16 protein-coding genes are annotated in these 18,745 nt (G+C 52.9%); 8 read left to right on the top strand and 8 right to left on the bottom strand.

Annotated features, from left to right (window positions below; translation table 11 throughout):
* Together H8Q75_RS07075 and H8Q75_RS07070 are read left to right on the top strand one after the other, a co-directional pair.
* The coding region (locus tag H8Q75_RS07075; RefSeq protein WP_297040990.1) for an NCS2 family permease at positions 1-582 on the top strand (582 nt) is incomplete at its 5' end.
* A 50-nt stretch (positions 583-632) separates the two neighbouring features.
* On the top strand, positions 633-1,145 hold the full coding sequence (locus H8Q75_RS07070) for an adenine phosphoribosyltransferase (protein WP_024125433.1): 513 nt from the start codon (positions 633-635) through the stop codon (positions 1,143-1,145).
* Between the two features lie 62 nt (positions 1,146-1,207).
* Here H8Q75_RS07070 and H8Q75_RS07065 read toward each other — a convergent pair whose 3' ends face one another.
* Complete coding sequence (locus H8Q75_RS07065) at positions 1,208-2,905, bottom strand: DUF655 domain-containing protein (protein WP_297040989.1); 1,698 nt, start codon at positions 2,903-2,905, stop codon at positions 1,208-1,210.
* 122 nt (positions 2,906-3,027) lie between these two features.
* On the opposite strand from H8Q75_RS07065, the gene H8Q75_RS07060 reads away from it, so the two are divergent.
* From H8Q75_RS07060 to H8Q75_RS07040, 5 genes are all read left to right on the top strand, one after another.
* The gene (locus H8Q75_RS07060; protein WP_024125431.1) at positions 3,028-4,257 is read left to right on the top strand and encodes an acetate kinase; all 1,230 of its coding nucleotides are present in this window, start codon (positions 3,028-3,030) and stop codon (positions 4,255-4,257) included.
* 298 nt (positions 4,258-4,555) lie between these two features.
* Positions 4,556-5,635, top strand: coding sequence for a type IV pilus assembly protein PilM (gene pilM / locus H8Q75_RS07055; protein WP_041429787.1), 1,080 nt, complete (start codon positions 4,556-4,558; stop codon positions 5,633-5,635).
* Positions 5,636-5,643: 8 nt separating this feature from the next.
* Positions 5,644-6,345, top strand: a complete 702-nt coding sequence (locus H8Q75_RS07050; RefSeq protein ID WP_024125429.1) for a PilN domain-containing protein — start codon at positions 5,644-5,646, stop codon at positions 6,343-6,345.
* Positions 6,342-7,079 carry a pilus assembly protein PilO gene (locus H8Q75_RS07045; RefSeq protein ID WP_024125428.1) on the top strand — a complete coding sequence of 246 codons (738 nt, stop codon included), beginning with the start codon at positions 6,342-6,344 and terminating at the stop codon, positions 7,077-7,079. The genes H8Q75_RS07050 and H8Q75_RS07045 overlap by 4 nt, the downstream gene beginning before the upstream one ends.
* A 94-nt stretch (positions 7,080-7,173) precedes the next feature.
* A complete protein-coding gene (locus H8Q75_RS07040) occupies positions 7,174-9,321 on the top strand; it encodes an AMIN domain-containing protein (protein ID WP_297040988.1) in 2,148 nt (715 codons plus the stop codon).
* A 76-nt stretch (positions 9,322-9,397) separates the two neighbouring features.
* On the opposite strand, the gene H8Q75_RS07035 is transcribed toward H8Q75_RS07040, so the two are convergent.
* From H8Q75_RS07035 to bchL, 3 genes are read right to left on the bottom strand one after another with little or no spacing between them, the layout of a single operon-like run.
* Positions 9,398-10,780, bottom strand: coding sequence for a ferredoxin:protochlorophyllide reductase (ATP-dependent) subunit N (locus tag H8Q75_RS07035; protein ID WP_297040987.1), 1,383 nt, complete (start codon positions 10,778-10,780; stop codon positions 9,398-9,400).
* 33 nt (positions 10,781-10,813) lie between these two features.
* Positions 10,814-11,194 (bottom strand): DUF5331 domain-containing protein, encoded by a 381-nt coding sequence (locus H8Q75_RS07030; protein WP_024125426.1) that lies wholly within the window; start codon positions 11,192-11,194, stop codon positions 10,814-10,816.
* Between the two features lie 44 nt (positions 11,195-11,238).
* The gene (gene bchL / locus H8Q75_RS07025; protein WP_024125425.1) at positions 11,239-12,084 is read right to left on the bottom strand and encodes a ferredoxin:protochlorophyllide reductase (ATP-dependent) iron-sulfur ATP-binding protein; all 846 of its coding nucleotides are present in this window, start codon (positions 12,082-12,084) and stop codon (positions 11,239-11,241) included.
* Between the two features lie 625 nt (positions 12,085-12,709).
* Here bchL and H8Q75_RS07020 point away from each other — a divergent pair.
* Positions 12,710-13,342, top strand: a complete 633-nt coding sequence (locus H8Q75_RS07020; RefSeq protein WP_024125424.1) for a CPP1-like family protein — start codon at positions 12,710-12,712, stop codon at positions 13,340-13,342.
* Here H8Q75_RS07020 and dnaN read toward each other — a convergent pair.
* The 4 genes from dnaN to H8Q75_RS07000 form a co-directional block, all read right to left on the bottom strand.
* Positions 13,339-14,448, bottom strand: coding sequence for a DNA polymerase III subunit beta (gene dnaN / locus H8Q75_RS07015; RefSeq protein ID WP_297040986.1), 1,110 nt, complete (start codon positions 14,446-14,448; stop codon positions 13,339-13,341). The two genes, H8Q75_RS07020 and dnaN, sit on opposite strands and share 4 nt — an antisense overlap.
* An 87-nt stretch (positions 14,449-14,535) precedes the next feature.
* The gene (murJ, locus tag H8Q75_RS07010) at positions 14,536-16,101 is read right to left on the bottom strand and encodes a murein biosynthesis integral membrane protein MurJ (RefSeq protein ID WP_024125422.1); all 1,566 of its coding nucleotides are present in this window, start codon (positions 16,099-16,101) and stop codon (positions 14,536-14,538) included.
* A gap of 66 nt (positions 16,102-16,167) precedes the next feature.
* Complete coding sequence (locus H8Q75_RS07005) at positions 16,168-17,439, bottom strand: HAMP domain-containing sensor histidine kinase (protein ID WP_365970853.1); 1,272 nt, start codon at positions 17,437-17,439, stop codon at positions 16,168-16,170.
* Positions 17,440-17,444: 5 nt separating this feature from the next.
* Positions 17,445-18,745, bottom strand: a 1,301-nt coding sequence (locus H8Q75_RS07000) for a CHAT domain-containing protein (protein WP_297040984.1), incomplete at its 5' end; no start/stop codon positions are given.

Below are 18,745 nucleotides of genomic sequence, written 5' to 3'. Positions count from 1 at the left end.
GTGGGGTCTTTTCTCTTAGTGACGCTGGTTCTGCTTTTTACCGATATATTCGACACCGTAGGCACCCTTTCAGCGGTGGGGGTACAGGCAGGGTTTCTCAATCCGCAAGGGCATTTTCCCCGCGCCTTGGGAGCCTTTATGGCGGATGCAGTAGGAACAATTGTTGGCGCCCTCTTTGGCACCTCCACCGTGGTCACCTATATTGAATCGGCAGCGGGCATTGCTGTGGGTGGACGGACAGGGCTGACGGCACTGATGGTGGGGGGGTTGTTCTTGCTCTCACTACTGTTTTTGCCGATTACGACGGCTATTCCCAGTTTTGCCACGGCACCGGCGTTGGTACTGGTGGGTGTTTTTATGGCGCGATCGCTCTCAGAGATTCCTTGGTCTGATCTGACGGAGGCGATCCCCGCTTTTTTGGTGGTGTTAGTGATGCCCTTGAGCTACTCCATCAGTGAGGGGCTAGGGGTGGGATTTATTAGCTATCCAATCGTCAAATTAGCTGCAGGGAAAGGCAGAGAAGTGCACCCCGCCCTCTGGGGATTGGCGGTTATCTTTGTTGCCCACTACTTTTGGCGTTAGACAGGATCTGAGATAGGATGCTTCTGAACTGATTGGAAATACATTACCCTATGGATCTCAAATCCCTGATTCGCGATGTTCCAGACTTCCCTAAGCCCGGCATTCTGTTTCGGGATTTAACAACACTACTGCAAAATCAGGCGGGGCTGCGCTACGTCATTGATCAACTGGTGGAAAAACACGCCAATGCTGGCATTGACTATGTGGCTGGCATTGAGTCCCGCGGCTTTATTTTCGGCGCCCCTTTGGCCTACCACCTGGGAGCAGGCTTCATCCCTCTGCGCAAACCCGGTAAGCTCTGTGCTCCTGTCTATGCGGTGGAGTATGAACTTGAATACGGGCGCGATCGCTTGGAAATGCACCAGGATGCTATCGAACCGGGGCGGCGAGTGCTAATTGTCGATGACTTGATTGCCACAGGGGGCACAGCGGCAGCGGCGGCGGGCCTGATTCAGAAAGCGCAAGGCGAACTCCATGGCTTTGCCTTTATTGTGGAGCTGACGGACTTAGAGGGACGGCAAAAGCTTCCCGACGTGCCAATTACCACCCTTGTGACTTACTAAGTGTGACTTAGTTAGTTAAGTGTGACTTAGGAAGTGTGATTTGTTAAGCGTGATTTAGGCCGTTACCATGTCACGCGATCGCGCAGGCGTTCCAGGAGCTTCGGCCCAACACCGGGGACGGCATCTAGATCCGCCAAGGAATTAAAAGGCTTTTGCTCGCGGGCACGGATAATTTCGGCCGCTAGTTTTGGTCCGACGCCCGGTAGGGTCTCCAGTTCAGCCGCAGTAGCTGTGTTCAAATTGACCCGTGAGGTAGGCGTGCGGGCACGATTTGCGGAAGAGGGGGCGGGTCGGGTGGCAATATTACCGCCACAGGCGGTCAACTGTTGCTGGAGGCGATCGCGAGTGTGTTGCGGTAGACCCAGACGACTATTGCTATAGAGCCGCTCAAACTCCCGTTCATAGTGAGCTGCTACCGTGGGATGCTCAATCACCAGCAAAAATTCATCGTTACCGCGATTGGCTGCTTCTGACCAGTTGTGGGAACCCACAATCACGGTGCGATCGTCAATAACGCCATACTTATGGTGCAGCTTATCCCCCTCCGGTAGTAGGGGAGTGCCCACCGTTTGAATGGGGTTTTGCCAGGGGCGGTTACCGGTTTCGTAGTAACAGTTACCTTGACGGGCTTGGGCCGTATTCGCCATCGCCACTCCCATCATATCGAGGGCTTCGCTAAAGTCACGGTAGATAAATCCGGCATCAATGAGGGCACGAATTTTTACCCCTTGGTCATGGCGTTCCTCTAAAACGTTGGACAGTTCCTGATCCGAGAAGACAAAGAGCGCCATATCAATTCTTTGGCGACTGCGACTCAGGATTTGACCAATGAGGCCGTTTGTAGAGGCCGCCCAGGGTTGCGATCGCGGGGTCGGCGAAAAGCGCACCATGACTATGGCATCGCCCACAGGCACCCGTTGGGGGGGACGCACCGGCTTTTTGACCCCAAAGCGACTGTTAGGCTGACCACCGGGGCCATCGCCCCACATGATGTTAAATTCCTCGGTAAATAGGCGTGCCACGGCGGGGCTATCAATCACTAAAAGGGAGTTGGCATTGCCACGGGTATCCGGTCGTGCCAAGTCACCGTGGACATCACTGAGGGTAAAGTTCGCCGTAGTTGCAATCACTTGACGATTGTCTATCACAATAAACTTGTGGTGCATGAGCATGCTGCCCTTGGAGCCATCGGCAGTGTCATCAATCCAAGGAATCTTCGCCTCGTTGAGAATGGTCTGCACGTCGCGATCGCTCAATTCCGCTGCACTGAGTTGGCCATCGCCGTTGGTATCCACAAGCGCCTTCCAGTCGTTATAGCGCTCCCGCATCCTCGGATCCATGGCACTGACTTGAGCAGCACTGTATTTTGCCCAAGGGGCAGTGTAGGTATTCTCCATTACCACCCGTACCCGTACGCCTGCCCGCTGCCGTGCTGCTAGCGCCTTTGCCAGATTCGGGAGGCGAAACTCCTGCACCGCCACATCAATGGTCTTTTGTGCCTTAGCAATCTGCTCAATCATGATTGCCTCAAGGTCTTCCCCTTCACGGGTATAGGGGCGATAGGGTTCTTGGTAACTGTGGGCTTGGGAGTGATTCATGTGTACCGCAATTTGCGGATGTTGAGGCAGCGGGCTTAGGGAAGGGCGGATAATGGGGTGCGATCGCAATTGGGTGAACACCACTGCAGCAATTAACAGCCCCAGGAGAAACAACAGCAGATACACACCCTGTCGCCGCCATTTCAGCTTTTGCCAAAACATGCTAACTTCCCCAATGCCTGTCCCAATTCTAGGGCCATGTTTTTCGCCTCAAGGTGTTCTGCGCTGCATCGGTTGCCAAAGGCGCTTGGCTAGGATAGAGGCAATGCTTTTGCTGAGCTGCCATGATCACGGTGCTGGTGTTAAATGCTGGCTCTAGTAGCCTCAAAGCCTGTTTGTATCGGCTAGCCCCTGAAATAGGGGCAACGGCTGCTACACCCCCCACTCCCCTTTGGCAAGGCCTCCTCGATTGGGGACAAAACCCGACGGTGGCGCATCTCAAGGTAACCACTGCCGACCAGTGCTACGAAGCCAACTTAACTCACCCAGAGGGGGGAATTACAGGCCTACGGGACTGGCTCAAAAGCCTCCTAGACACCCTCACCAGTGGCCAGACAAAGCTCTTGGAAAGCCTTGCAGAAATTACGATCATCGGTCATCGCGTTGTCCATGGCGGTAGCCGTTACCAAGCACCAGTGCGAGTGAATGCACAGGTGAAAGCAGTGATTACCGAATTTAGTGAATATGCGCCGCTCCACAATCCAGCCAACCTGCTGGGGATAGAATTAATGGCCGACATTTGTCCCCAAACGCCCCAAGTGGCCGTGTTTGATACTGCTTTCCATGCTCAACTGCCAGCAGTGGCACGCACCTACGCCATTCCCTATGAACTAACAACTGCTGGTATTCAACGCTATGGCTTCCACGGCATTAGCCATCAATACGTCAGTGAGCGGGCTGCGACCCTGTTGCAGCGTCCCCTAGCAGAGTTGTGCCTGATTAGCTGCCACCTCGGGAATGGTTGTTCTCTGACTGCGGTCAAGGGAGGAATCTCCGTGGAAACCACGATGGGTTTTACCCCTACAGCGGGAGTGATGATGGGGACGCGCTGTGGCGACATTGATCCGGGGATTTTGCTCTATCTACTGCGGCGGGGTCGGACGGTTGAAGAACTGGAGCGGCTGGTGAATCGGCAATCGGGACTGTTGGGCGTCTCTGGAGTGAGTAATGATTTGCGGCAGATTTTGGCAGCCATTGATCAGGGAAATACCCAAGCCCAGTTGGCCTATGACTGCTTTATCTATTCCCTACAGCGGGGCATTGCCAGTCTGTTGCCAGCTCTTGGGAGCCTCGATGCATTGGTATTCACGGCAGGAATTGGTGAAAACGCCGCAGGTGTGCGCCGCGATGTCTGCCGAGGGCTAGCTTGGCTGGGAATTGAGTTAGATGGCACAGCTAACGAAAAGGGTAAAGGGGATCGTAACATTGCGCTGCCTACTGCTCCTGTACAAGTGCTCGTGGTTCAGACCCAAGAAGATTGGGCGATCGCCCGTGCCTGTGGACAACTTTTATAGCTCCCCATCACCAGCTCACGTTTTTTATGAGCATTTTTATCTTTCCTAGTACGCAATAGGGGCCTTGCACATTGCCACAGGTTTGCCCTTCAGTTTTGCATACTTTTGCATAAAGACACTTTGCAAACCATACCAACCCATTGAAAAGAACCGATGCCCATTGGTTATGATTGCCTTAGCAATAGCGGCATTTGCATAACCCCCTCGGGTGCAACGCTGCTCTGTTGTGAAACCCTTATCCTTGACTCTTGACGTCGTTTCGTTCATGGACACTTGACCGTTACTGGTGGGTGATATTGTGCTGGGAAACCTATTTGCAAAACCAAAGCAAGGCTTGGGGATTGAACTCACCCCAGAGCGGGTCAATATCGTGCAGATTCAGCGGCAAAAGCAGGGTCTGAAAATGACGGCCATGGCCTCAGTACCCTTGGCTGAAGGCGCCATTGAAGAAGGCCGCATTATTGACACCACCGCCGTCGCCGATGCCATCCGTCAAGGGATTGAAGATAAACGCATCAAACAAAAAGAGGTGATCAGTGCCATTCCCATGAATGAAGCCGTGATTCGCCTGATTCGCCTGCCTGCTGAATTACCGGACTACGAATTGCGGGAAGTGGTTCTCATGCAGGAAGCCCCCCTCTACCTCCCCTTTCCCCGCGAAGAAGCGGATGTTGACTATCAAAAGCTGGGAACCACCCTTGATGAAGATGGCATTGAGCGAGTAGAAATCCTGTTGGTGGGTACACCCCGCGAGGTGACCGATGCCTACATCAATGCCTTTACCCAAGCCGGTTTGCAACTGACTGCATTGGAAGTTACCAATTTTGCCCTCATGCGTACGCTGCGGGATTCGCTACAACAATTTGTGGGGGAAGCAGCAGCCATTATTGATATTGGCGATGAAGGCACAGAAATTAGCATCGTCAAGGATGGGATTCCCCAGTTTAACCGCAAAGTGCCCATTGGTAAAGAACGTATGCAAGAGGCCATCAGCCGCGCCATGAATTTACCTCCCTCCATGGGCGTTGACCTCATTGAGAATCTTACGGTTCCCCTAGAGCCAATGGATTTAACCGGAGCCCTCAACCCCAGTGGCGCAGCTATTTTGCGCGTTCTCTCGGATCTGGCGGACGAAATCCGCCGCTCCATAGACTTCTATCTCAATCAAGGGGAGAGTCTAGAGGTGTCACAGTTGCTGCTGGCAGGTCCGGGTGCCAGTATCGGTCAAGTGGATGAGTTTTTTAGTCAGCGACTCAACTATGCCACCACTTTAGTTGACCCCATTAGTTTGCTAGGGCTGCAAACTCCTGAAGAGATTCCCCTCGAAAAACGCCCTGCCCTCGGCACGGTGATTGGTCTTGGTCTGCGTGGCGCTTAGGAGCATGTATGTACTCAATTGAGATTAACCTCCTCAAAGAACGTCCTGAAGTGGGAGGGATGGCTGCTGCGACAACCACAGCAGCAGGAATGAGTAACGTACCGATTATTATTGGTAGTATTGCCGCCCTCTTCTTTGTGGGTCTCGCTCTCCTGGGCTCAGTGGGTGCCAACCTCTGGCTGCAACAACTGGCGAATAAGCAAAAAACAATTCAAGATCGCCTTGCTGCAATTTCGCCGGATTTGCAACGTATGGATCAAATTAAAAAAGAGCAAGATCAAATTGCCGCTGAAACCAAAGCCCTTGCCAGCGTCTTTAATCAGGTCAAACCTTGGTCTGCGGCGATGCGCAGTATGGCAACTCAAACGCCAGCAGGGGTACAAATTCGCAAAATTACCCAAGGGGGAGAAGCATTGCAGGAGTTAACCATCGAGGGAACAGCGGTGTCCTTTGACGCCGTGAGTGAGTTTCTATTGCTCCTGCAAAATCGCTCTCCCTTCTTTGATGGCAAGGCCACCCAGTTAATCAAGGCTGAGCGCTCAACCGGTGGCAACGCAGAGGAGAAAATCACCACTGTTTCCTTTAGTGTTAAGACCGCGATCGCTAGCGTGCCGGCATCGGAACTCCTTGAGCAACTTGCCGCCAATGGCCTTCAAGGACTAGTGGCGCGCATTCAATTTCTCAAAGAAAAAGGAGTGGTACAGCAATGACTCTAACTGGCGATTTTGGCGGCCCCCCACTTGAGGAACCAGCACCCAATTATCCGACAGTCTTTGGCATCACCTTGACACCCCTAGTGAGTGGGGTATTGATTGCCCTTGTTGGTTTGGGAGCCGCCGTCTATCTGGGCAGTCTTCTCATTGCCCCCAAGCTCGAGGAAGCCGCCAAGCTACAGCAAGAAATTACCCAACAGGAAAATGACCTCTCCCAGCGGGAAGTGCTCCTGAAGCAACTCAATGATGTGATCGCGGGGTTAGAGCGCGCCAAGCAGGAAAATCGGGATGTGCGATCGCTCTTTGCTACCCAAGCAGCCCTTGACACCCTCTTACTGGACATTAACCGGCTGATTGTTACAAGCGGCGCTCAACTCATCACCTTTGAACCTGATAGTGCAGGTTCAGGAATCGTCCAAGATGGCTCCCTGGGTCCAGAATTAAATGGCAAGCTAAAACGACAAGTTACCAACATTACAGTTCAAGGGCCATTTCCCAGTATTTTGCAGATTATGCAAAAAATTGATCAGCAGCAAAACTTCCTCGTTATTAACAACCTGACGATGGAAGCGATAGCCGACAAGCCTGGTGACGTCACTACCACATTTAAGCTCATAGCCTATGTGCCCCTAACCCCTGAGGAAATCGCTGCTTTAGCACCCCCCCCTCAGGAGGAAAAACCCCAAGGAGGTGAGCAGCAAGGACAACGGCAGCAACCACAACAGCAATAGCGCATGGCAATTAAAGAAGCAGCGTAGATTATTTTAGGACTGAGTAGCATTCTCTTTTCGTAGGTTTGGTGGCATTTGTGAGGAGTCAAGCATCGTGAGTCAGTTTTTACATCGTCTCGGTTTAGGGGTGGCCACAACGGCCCTCATTGCTGCAGGTCAAACACCCACTTGGGCCGCAGCCACAGAAATTACCGCCATTCGCCTTGTGACTGCTGCTAACGGTATCCAGCTCCTTTTTAACGTGCAAGGGAATCTACGGCCAGCGGTTTTCACTGTCAATCGTGGCAATACCTCCATTGCCGACATTGCCAATAGCCAACTGCGCCTACCCCAAGGGGGGGCCTTCCGCCAAGAGAACCCCGCTCCCGGTATCTCCTCCGTCGAGGTCGTGCAACTCGATGCCAAAACCATCCGCGTCACCGTGAATGGCATTAGTGCTGCCCCCATTGGTGAGGTCATCCGCGAAGGACGCGCTGGCCTGCAAATTAACTTCATTACAGCTCAAGGCCCTGCTGGTCCCCAAGTTGCTCCCAGTGGCCAACCCACGGCTATGCCCCCCGGCCCCAGTGCCGTTCCTCCTTTTCTGCCGCGCCCAGTACCGCCACCCGTTGGCGATATGCTCATTAGTCCTCTGAACGCAGAACCGGATGTTATTGAACTGGGCACAAATCAGCGGATTCCCCGCTTACTCCTGCGGGAAGCGCCCGTGCGGGAAGTGCTTTCTCTGTTGGCACGGGCAGTCAATCTGAACGTGGTTTTTCCCGAAGGGGGCACGACTGGCGGGCCAACCATCTCCCTCGACATTGAAAACGAATCTGTCCAAGATGTGTTCAACTACGTGCTGCGGGTCACCAACCTCAAAGCCAATCGTCAAGGCCGCACCATCTTTATTGGTCAAGCTTTGCCTCCCGATGCCCAAAACCGTATTGTTCGCACCATTCGTTTGAATCAAATGCGAGTCTTCGGTGCGGGTTCAACCACACGGGAAATTAGCTCCATTGCGCAAACGGGAGGTACTATTGGCACTGCCGGCGGCGCTGGTGCCCAAGCCTCAACAACCGCTCAAACAGCCCTCAACCGTGAAACTCGAACTCGTGAGGGTGACTTACAGTTGGGTGCTGTGCAGTTGTTGGAAATGTATGGTGCCAACTTGCCTGATACAGGACAAGCGCCAGCAACGGGCTGTGAGCAGCTTCAGGTCCCATCTGCAGCCGGCGGCGCCATCAGTCAAATTTGCCGTAGTACACTCCTAAAGGGTTTGGAGGTCGTTGGGGATCCTCGTACGAACACAATTACCCTCATTGGCACACCACGTAAGGTGGAAATTGCCACCCAGCTCATTCAGCAGTTTGACATCCGCAAGCGACAGGTCATGGTAAATGTCAAGTTTATTGACGTTAATCTACTGCGCGGCCAGAGAGCAAATGCAGACTTAATCACTAACTTTGGTAGCGGTCTTTGGGGAGCTATCTTCAGCGCTGATGGACTCAGCGTTATCCGTGGTACCACCCCCAATGTGGGTGGTTTGACCCCTACACCTTTACCTCCCGTTCCCAACACACCAGTGGGTAATTTGCTCAGTGACTTTTTTGCCCAAATTCAATTGGCTATCGACACAGGGAATGCGACAATCCTCACTAATCCAACCCTTGTGATTCAAGAGGGCAGTGCTGCCCAGGTCAATTTGACCCAAGAGATTTTCTCAGGGATTGAATCCACTGTTGAAGCTCAGGGGACAGGGTCAGGGGCAGCCCTTCAGTCTCAGACAATTCGACCCATCATTCGACCTGCAGGGGTGATTTTCAATGTCACAGTGGATCAAATTGACGACAATGGCTTCGTTACGTTGCAACTCTCTCCTGAGGTGAGTGCTCCGAGTGGCACCTATTCGGTCGTCTTTCCGGGGGTAGCAAACCCGTCCACAGGAACGCTGCTGTCACAACGGCGGATGGAGTCAGGGCGGATCCGCCTGCGGGATGGCCAGACATTGATGTTGGCGGGGATCATCCAAGATCAGGATCGCTCAACAGTTACGAAAATTCCCATCCTAGGCGATATTCCCCTCCTGGGGCGACTCTTCCGCCGGGAAACCAACGCACGTCAACGTAATGAACTGGTGGTGATGGTAACGCCAAAGATTATTAATGATACCCAGGATGCTGAATTTGGCTACCAGTACTCGCCAACGCCAGGTAGCATGCCGCCCAATCTCCAAAATCGAATTTTACAACCGCCCCAATAACGTTTTTAGTGTGGAGTGTTAGTGTGGAGTGTGGCTTGTTGCCCCCTCTTGCTACCTTCAGAGGGGGTTCTTTTTCTCAATTGGCAACCAGTTTTTGCCAGCCTAATCCCGCCAGGGCTTGGTTGCGCCGTAGGGGACGAGTCACCAATTCCAAGATGTCGCGGGCATTGCCAAAGCCGTGGATCTGAGCAAACGTGAATTCCACAGACCACTTGGTACTGATGCCACGGGCCTCAAGGGGGTTGGCGTGGGCCATACCCGTAATGACCAGATCGGGCTGAAGCGCCTTAATCCGCTGCAGCTGGTTGTAGTTATCCGGTTTTTCAACAATGGTGGGTAGGGGATGTCCCATTTCGGCACAGGTCTTTGTCAAGAGTTCTAACTCGGCCGCTTGGTAGCGCTTATCCATGTAGGGAATGCCGATTTCATGCACCCGCATACCACAACGAATCAAAAACCGCGCTAGGGAGATCTCTAGGAGATTGTCCCCCATAAAAAAGACCGATTTGCCTCGCACTAATTCAAGGTAGTCACTGAGTTTTTCCCAAGTTTCGGTTTCGCGCTCCGCTAGGCCTTGGGGCTGAATGCCAAAGGTAGCACAAATCTGTTCGATCCAGGCGCGAGTACCATCAGGACCAATGGGAAAAGGCGCCGTAATGAGTTGAGATTTACGGCGGCGAATCAGGGTGGTGGCGGTACGACTGAGAAAGGGATTCACGCCAGCGACATAGTAGCCTTCATCAATGACTGGCAATTCGGTATAGCGTTTGGCAGGAAGCCATCCTGAAACTTTAATGCCCTGTTTTTTCAATTCCAAGGTGAGTTGGGTCACCACGGGATCTGGCAGGGAGCCAAAGAGAACAAGGGGTGGGTGGTCGTGGTATTGGCTTGATTCGGTTTGGACTTCTTCTTTTTTTTTGCCAAAGTTGAGAAGCCGTTGAATAGGGTTACGCTCCTCTGGATCACTAACCGCTGTGGGCGTGGGGCAACGAGCGGCCATTGCTGCTAGTACTGTATCTTCCCCTTGGGTAAAGGCGTAGTCGAGACCATTGGCACGAGCAACAACAATGGGAATGCCAATTTCGGCTTCGAGTTTGGGAGCCAGTCCCTCCAAGTCCATTTTGATAATTTCTGTGGTGCAGGTGCCGATCCAAACAATCACGCTGGGGTTGCGATCGCGCTTAATTTGGAGGCAGAGGCGCCTTAACTCTTCATAATCATTGAGTTGTGCTGAAATGTCCCCCTCTTCTAGCTCCGCCATGGCATAGCGGGGTTCTGCAAAAATCATCACCCCCATGGCATTCTGCAAAAAGTAGCCACAGGTCTTAGTACCAATGACCAAGAAGAAACTATCTTCAATCTTTTGGTAGAGCCACGCCACACAGCTGATGGGGCAAAAGGTATGGTAATTACCTGTTTCACACTCAAAGTTGAGGGCGTTGGGAGCAGTGGCAGTCATAGGGAGAGCCTCCAAATTTAGAAACTATTGAAACTAGGTTTGATGACTTCGAGCAGCCTCCTCACTGTGTTCTTCAGCCCGATTACTCACAAAGGGCTGAGGGGGAAGTAAGCGAGGTTCTGGGGGCAGTTGAGCAGGGGTATCCCGATTGGCTAGCTCTTCGTCAGGGTTGAAGTTCAAGCCAAGGGCAGCAATAATGCGATCGGGATCGTTGGTGAGTTCGACAATGACGGGTAGAGCATCCACTAGGCGGGGCTCTAGGGTCGTGAGTACTGCCAGAATAAAACTCGAGGAGGGGCGCCGCTGACCGCGATAGGTACCCCAAATGGCCAGGCGGACAATCCAATGGCGGTTTTCTTGGTAGTAGGCTAGCCACTTACTGCGTGCGCTTTGCCGTAGTTGTTCAGGGTTCATACTCACTCCAGCGAGGGGGTTCCGTGGAGTATTCTAGGGGAGTTTTAGACAGCAGCGAGTGAAGGCTCTGATCCCTGAGGATTCAAGTAGAAGTCAGATAGCAGGGCAAAGAGGTCGCGATCGGGGGCATCCTTAGGCACGACACCCTCAGGCCGCGCCAAAATTTGATCGGCAATGTTCAAGTAGTAGTCACAAACATAGTTGAGACTCGGATCACCTTCAGCCATCTCAAAGAGGGTTTTGCCCTTAACCCGTGACACGCGAATATCCTCAATCAGCGGCAGCACCTCAAGGATGGGCATGGGAACTGCTGCCACATACTTTTCAATGAGATCCCGCTTACTGGTGCGATTACCAATGAGACCCGCAAGGCGCAGAGGGTGCGTGCGAGCTTTTTCGCGGACGGAGGCGGCAATGCGATTGGCCGCAAAGAGGGCATCAAAGCCGTTATCGGTGACAATCAGGCAATAATCAGCATAGTTGAGGGGGGCAGCAAAGCCGCCACAGACCACATCCCCAAGAACGTCAAAGAGAATGACATCGTATTCATCAAAGGCATTGAGTTCCTTGAGGAGCTTGACGGTTTCACCGACAACATAGCCCCCACACCCTGCGCCGGCTGGAGGGCCCCCCGCTTCAACACAATCCACACCGCCATAACCTTTGTAGATTACATCCTCTGGCCAGACATCTTCGTAGTGATAGTTCTTGGCTTGGAGGGTGTCAATGATGGTGGGAATCAGAAAGCCCGTGAGGGTAAATGTGCTGTCGTGCTTGGGGTCACAGCCAATTTGCAGGACTTTTTTGCCCCGCCGCGCCAGCGCCACCGAGATGTTGCAACTGGTGGTGGATTTGCCAATTCCGCCTTTACCGTACACTGCCAGTTTCACGTTGAGCTTGCCTCCTAGGTAATGGAGCGACACGATGACCTAACTGCTATTGTCCGCCAGCGATCGCCAGAAGCCGCAGCGGTCAAGAAAATTATTTTTTTGTAATAAAATTCCAGCTTCCTTGAGGATCAGTAAAAAATTTTTCAAGCTCTCTAAGTCTCTCAGACAAGCAGTCATTCTTTAAGAAACTAGTTTTCGTGTTTTTGCTGTTAATTTTGTTTTTAAGTTAAACAAAAATACAAAAGTTCCCCCTCCCCAAGTCATCCCCTGACCAACTGAACCCAACGCTAACGTTTGTCTGCCTCGCGATCGCGCCAAAGGAAATCTGCAACAAGAAACTGTTCTCCTGGGGGGCGATCGCCCGCATCGTTGTAAAGAATAATTAAAAATCTCAAAAGTAAATTATTTGTTACATTTAAGGGGTTGCATCCCTTTAATCGCCACTTTCTCTCGTTTTTCCTAGGAACTCGCTAGAATTTGAGGGAAGGCGATCGCGCTGCAGTTTTTTTTCTCTGCCATCCATCTAAACGAGCAAGATAAGCTCCTTGGGAAGGTACGGCATCGTTACGAAAAAGCTGTAGGGTAGCCTTCAGCCCGCTGTTGATACTGCCCGTAAGAATGGCCAATGAACAAAGATCAATTTGCCATGAGTGATAACCCCTACGAAAAGCTGCAAGTGCCGGAAGACGCTTCTTTCGAGCAGATTAAAGAAGCACGGGATGCGCTATTAGCGGCTCATCCGGGGGATGAACGGCAGCGCACCGAAATTGAAGCAGCCTACGATGCAATTTTGATGGATCGGCTGCGGCAACGCCAAGAGGGCAAAATCAAAGTGCCTGAGCGCATTCGCTATGCTGAGCAACTCAATGAACCGGCGCCAGCGAAGCTAAATCGCATTGCCAATCATCCCGCCCTTCAGTGGTGGCAGCAACAGTTGGACACCCCCAACCTGCGGGGTATCGCCATTACCTCAACCGTCTATGCTGTTCTGATGGCAATCGGGCTGGCTCAGGCCAATCCCGACACCTTGGCATTGGTGCTGTCGCTGGGGGTTGGCTTTAACTTAGTGTGGCTGCAACGCAAGGAAAAGCGCCTTGGCCGCGCCTTTTTAATCACCCTCCTTGCCCTGATCTTGGGGGCGGTGATCGCCGTGGGCATCTATCAGCTTGGGCTGCCGGGGGTCTTCCTTAGCGTGGATCAACTGGTGGGTATTGGCGTTTTTGTCACCTTTTGGTTCACCAGCAACTTCCTGCGCTAAGCACGAATTTGAATTGGCATCACCAAGTATTTCATCTGGGCTGACCCAAGGGGGAGGAGAATCGCGGGCTGGGTTTCGCCATTCAGCTGAAGTTGCACATCGGAACTATTCATCACCTTCAGTCCTTCAAGGAGGTATTTGACGTTGAAGGCCACCTCCATTGACTCCCCAGAAATTTGAGCCGGCACCTTCTCCTCACCACTTCCCAATTGCGGAGCCTCAGCGGAGAGTTTGAGTTCTTGAGCCTCAGTATCAATGTTGATTTTGACAACATTATTCCTTTGAGCCGCAAGAATCGCCACCCGTTCTAGGGCATCTGCCAACGCCGATCGCTCAACCGTGACTTGGCGAGCAAAGGTTTTCGGAATCAGTTGGCGGTAGTTGGGGTACTGGCCCTCCAGCAGACGGCTGGTGATGCGAGCATCATTGCCAATGTCAAACACCACCTGGGCGGGGTCACAGCGGAGTGCCACATCCCCATCTTGTTTCGCCATCAGCCGCTCTAGATCTTTGAGGGATTTTGCTGGAATCGTAATCGGCGAGAGAGCGTCAGGAACAGGCTGTTCAGTTACGGTAACGGCAAGGCGGTGGCCATCGGTAGCCGCAAACTCAAGGCAATCGACCTCAAAGGTCACGTGCAAGCCGGTGAGAATTTGCTTGGTTTCATCAGTGCTGGCCGCAAACAAGCTCCCCTGAAGTCCTCGCCGCAATGCCTCTGCGGTTAAAGTAACGGGCGTCACATCCTCTAACGTGGGCAACGCAGGAAATTCCTCAGCACTCATCCCCTGAATCTCAAAGAAACCACTGCCATAGTCAAGGATCACTCGCGTATCTTCCGCCGTAATCTCAATATCGCGATTGGGCATCCGCGACACCATCTCACTAAAGAGCTTGGCGGAAACGGTAATCGCCCCCGGCACCTTCACCTCTGCATCGAGCCAGATTTGCATCCCCAGACTGAGATCAAAAACGGAGAGTCCGAGGCGGCCACCCTCAGCTTGCAGAAGAATATTTGCCAAAATCGGGTGCGACGGATTGCTAGGAGCAACACGACTCAGGGGGGCCAGTTTACTATTGAGAATCGATTGTGAACAAACAACTTTCATGGTGTACTCCACGGCCGAGGCAGATGGAATGAAGCGCAAAAACGCTGCTTGTCATTGGCCGATTTACTAGCATACTATGGCAACCGATTACTGGTATCGCTTGGGCAAAAACCGCCGCACTTTACTTAGAAAAAACTCCAGCTCTGGCAGATTCAGGGGCGAGATAGCCGCTGCAAAAACGATCAGGCCGACGCCGGTTGCGATCGCCAGCTGCAACAGTTGTACCCCCAAACCTTCGCGCCCCCAGAGCAATTCCAGTCCTTTGAGGGTACCCCAACCTGCCCCCCCAGCGAGAACACTGGCTAGAGCAATTCCCAGCAAAGGCACAATCAACTCCCCCCAAGGTAGTCCCTCCAAACGGCGGTGCAAAATCCAAGTCAGGGCAATAAACGATACCGTATTCACCCCCACTGTCGCCATTGCAAGGCCGACGGCGCCAAAGGCTTGGGTAAAGAAAAAGCAAAACAGGGCATTGACACCCAGCCCCCAGAGAGTGATCTGCAGGGGGGTGCGACCATCCTCAAGGGCGTAAAAGACCCGCACAATCACATCGCGGGCAAGGTAGAAAAACATGCCAATGGCATAGACCAGCAGGAGCGCCGCCACCAATTGGGAGGCCTGAAAATCAAAGGCCCGCCGCTCATAGACCACCCGCACTGCCGGCAATGCCAAAGCCGCCATCATGCCACCGAGGGGCATCATACTCAAGGCAGTGAGTACCAAGCTCTGGCGAATGCGTTCCTTAAGATGCGGCCAGTGTTCTGGCTGTGCCAACTTTGAAAAAATGGGCATATAGGGCACAAGGATCACATTGGAGAGAATCCCCAAGGGCGTCAGAAATAGGAGTTGGGAGTAACTCAAGGCCGACGCAGCACCCACAGGCAACTGGGAAGCAAAGAAGAGACTGATATAAACGCTGATCAAAAGCATTCCTGAAGACAGAGTGGCAGGCCCCATGAGTTGAATTAACTCCCGCACCTCAGGACGATTGAGATCAAAACGTAATCGCAATGTGCCCATGCCAGCTTTCCATTGGGCAGGAATTTGTACAAGCCATTGCAGCACCCCCCCCGCTAGGGTTCCCCAAGCGAGCACTGCGGGGCCAAATTCGTCGGCAAAGAACCAAATCCCAATGATTACCGCCAAGCTAGACAGCAGGGGACTAATGGAAGGCAACCAGTACTGATCGGCAGCATTGAGGGTGCCAAAGCCAATCCCAATCAAACCCGAGAGTACGGCCAAGGGGGCCATAATCCGAAACTGCTCTGCGGCTAAGGCTTGAATCTCTGGACTTGCGCCGGGGGCAATGAGTTGAATTAAGGGATCCGCCAGCACCATCAAAATGACGGTTAGCACCAGCAATAGGGCGCCCACAACGGTGGTAATGGTTTCCACGAGGGGCGCGGCTTTTTCGGGGGGTTGCTTGAGAACCACACTGATGATCGAACTGTGGAAAGGGCCATTGATCCCCCCCAAGAGCACAAAGAGAAACCCCGGAATCACATAGGCGTAACTGTAGGCATCCACTGCGGCGCCAACACCAAATTCGGCGGCGATCGCCTGCTGGCGAACCAGTCCCGCGACTTTACTCAACAGCGTAGCAACGGCAACAATGGTGGCAATGTGGGCAAGCGAACGGGATTTCTTTTCCACAGTGGTGGCAATCCTAATCCAATTGGCTGATTTGGGGATAACTCTGGCGATGATCGTACCAGCGATCTAGCTTTCTTTTATTTCCGTTGGCAGCAGAATCGTAAAGCCGGTCCCTTGACCGACTTCGCTAGTAACCTGAATCTGACCTCGATGGGCCTGAACAATAGACTGGGCGATCGCCAGCCCTAAACCCGTTCCCTCGGACTTTGTGCCCTGAAGGCGATAAAAGCGATCAAAAAGGCGGGGCAGTTCACTGGCAGGAATCCCCGGTCCATTATCGGCAATTACCACACGGTAAAATTTACCCTGTTGATCCAATCTCACTTGAATCTGACCACCCGCAGGGGTATATTGCACGGCATTACTGAGGATATTGGTTAACAAGCGACTGAGATGATCGGGGTTGCCCCAAAGGCGATAGGCTGTCGCTTCTGAGGTTTGGGGATCTGCCAGCTCCAACTCCAGTTGCAGGTGCTTTTGTTCAATCAGGGGCATCTGCTCCTCAATCACCCCCAAAAGAATCGCATCGAGGTGGCAGGGTTGGGCCTGCAGGGGAATCATGCCACTATCTTGGCGAGCCAGAAACAGCAAATCATCCACCAAACGGCTGAGGCGACGACTAAGGCGTTCAATGACCAGAAGTTGTTGCCGTTGGGCTTCAGGATCCGCAGTGGCTAAGGCAACTTGGACATTGGTTTGAATCAGGGCCACGGGGTTACGCAGTTCATGGGAGGCATCGGCGGTAAATTGCTTCAAATAGGCATAGGATTGCTGCAAGGGGGCAATGGCTAGCCGTGACAGAAACCAGCCACTAATACTCACCAGTGTCAGCGTGATGGTAATACCGACTAAGAGATCCCAGAGGAGGGCTTGACTAGGTTGCGTCACCTCGAACCAAGGATGGCTAACCCGCAAATAGCCCAGTAGGCGATCGCCCACGACTAAGGGCACCGTCATCTGCCGTAGCCAGCGATCCTCGCCCACCTGTACCGTTTGCGCCGTCCGACTCAGATGCAAAGGCAGATCAAGGGGTTCTGAAAACGTGCTCCAAGCCAACTCCTGATTTGGGGTAAACCCCTCAAGGTCAATGTGATCTTCCTCCAGTGCCGCAATGGGACTACTGCCTAAACTGGTTTGCCAATCAATTGCTTCTGCTGTGCCTGTGTCAATCATTAGGGAGCGGCTCACCACCTCCACAACGTGGCTAAGGGTGTCATCAATCCGCTCGATCAGCGTTCCCCGCACATAAAAAAAGAACCCCGTCGCAAAAATGAGGAGCAGGAGTGCCGTTACTCCTACGTACCACAGGGCTAGACGGTATTGAATCGCACGAACCATCGTCATCAGGGCAATGCTAAGGGAGACCAATCACCACTGGACACAAACGCTGCCCAATAGTAGGGAGATTCCTCCTTGAGTCGCTGAAGCTGGACTTGCCGCAGGGCTTCTGTTCGCCCCATGCCTCGGTGCAGGTTTTGGTAAAAGGCTATCATCATATCGCGGGTTACTCGATCATCCACTTTCCACAGGGTACTCACCTGCGATCGCGCCCCAGCCAATGTAAACGCTCGCCGCAACCCATAGACCCCCTCCCCATTCACCACCTCCCCTCGCCCCGTATCACAGGCGGATAACACGACTAACTCTGTGCCACTGAGATTCATGCTGGTTACTTCCAAGGCAGTCAGGAAGCCATCATCACCCTCTGAGCCACTCTGGCGTGCGTTAGATGCCGCCAAAACCAACCCCGATCGCAGGAGGGGGTTTTCAAGGATGCCTTTGTTCCCCGAAGAAGCTAGAAAGAAGCCGTGAGTAGCCAAGTGGAGAATTTTAGGGGAATTTGCAGCTTTAACCGCTGTTTCGGTGGCCGCAGCTTGGAGTAACACTTGGGCTTGGGGAAGGAGCGCCCTCAGGGCTTGCGCTTCCTCCGCTGTCCCCGGTAGGGGAGTAAAAGTCAAACTCCGCCAATCAAGGGAGTGCATCGTTGATGAAGAGGCATTTCCAAAGGAGCGATCAAAACTTGGGTCAGCAATAATCAAAGGGGTATTAGCAGTTACAGATCGGGATTGGAAGCGCAGAAGTTCGCGCCCAGAGGTCAGCAATGTAATCAAATAGGATTCCACCAGATAGCGCCCTTGGGCATCCACAAGCGCCTGAAAGGGAATAGTATTCAACTCCCCATCCGGCGCAATGAGCAAATGAGTTGCATTGCCAAGCCAGGGACGAATGGGAGTAATCACCTGCTCAGCAAGAGCTTGAGCCGCCTGTTGAACTTCAACCTTGGGTAAACGCGGGTCAGCCAAACGGAAACGGCTCTGGCGTACTTGGGCATCAATTTCAGCAGCAGTGCCCAGATCTTTTCCGAGGGGTTGACCTCTAGGACGCAATACATAGACGCCATAGCGCGGCTCACCAAAGTTCTGTGTGCGCAAGTCGTAGGGTCGATAGCGAATAAACTCGAGCAAAGCGGCATTGGCCGGAATCAACCGTTGAACCGCAGCGATGGTTACGGGTTGAGTGAGCTCGCGAAAGCTAGCACTGCGCAGACTCAGTTCGGCTTCCAGTTGACTGGCTTGGGTTTCAAGCTGCTGCAGTTGGGAGAAAGCTGCTGGCGCTGCCGAAGCAAAGACGAGTTTGGCAATGG

Source organism: Thermosynechococcus sp. OHK43, from assembly GCF_014466085.1.
GTDB lineage: Bacteria > Cyanobacteriota > Cyanobacteriia > Thermosynechococcales > Thermosynechococcaceae > Thermosynechococcus.
Note: the sequence above shows the minus strand (reverse complement) of the source record. Positions and strands in the feature narration are given on the sequence as shown.

What these genes read in the sequence shown, in the direction of transcription:
- H8Q75_RS07070 (WP_024125433.1), top strand. Translation starts at nt 633, where the DNA reads ATGGATCTCAAATCCCTGATTCGCGATGTTCCAGACTTCCCTAAGCCC.
- H8Q75_RS07065 (WP_297040989.1), bottom strand. Translation starts at nt 2,905, where the DNA reads ATGTTTTGGCAAAAGCTGAAATGGCGGCGACAGGGTGTGTATCTGCTG.
- H8Q75_RS07060 (WP_024125431.1), top strand. Translation starts at nt 3,028, where the DNA reads ATGATCACGGTGCTGGTGTTAAATGCTGGCTCTAGTAGCCTCAAAGCC.
- H8Q75_RS07050 (WP_024125429.1), top strand. Translation starts at nt 5,644, where the DNA reads ATGTACTCAATTGAGATTAACCTCCTCAAAGAACGTCCTGAAGTGGGA.
- H8Q75_RS07045 (WP_024125428.1), top strand. Translation starts at nt 6,342, where the DNA reads ATGACTCTAACTGGCGATTTTGGCGGCCCCCCACTTGAGGAACCAGCA.
- H8Q75_RS07035 (WP_297040987.1), bottom strand. Translation starts at nt 10,780, where the DNA reads ATGACTGCCACTGCTCCCAACGCCCTCAACTTTGAGTGTGAAACAGGT.
- H8Q75_RS07030 (WP_024125426.1), bottom strand. Translation starts at nt 11,194, where the DNA reads ATGAACCCTGAACAACTACGGCAAAGCGCACGCAGTAAGTGGCTAGCC.
- H8Q75_RS07020 (WP_024125424.1), top strand. Translation starts at nt 12,710, where the DNA reads ATGAACAAAGATCAATTTGCCATGAGTGATAACCCCTACGAAAAGCTG.
- dnaN (WP_297040986.1), bottom strand. Translation starts at nt 14,448, where the DNA reads ATGAAAGTTGTTTGTTCACAATCGATTCTCAATAGTAAACTGGCCCCC.
- H8Q75_RS07005 (WP_365970853.1), bottom strand. Translation starts at nt 17,439, where the DNA reads ATGGTTCGTGCGATTCAATACCGTCTAGCCCTGTGGTACGTAGGAGTA.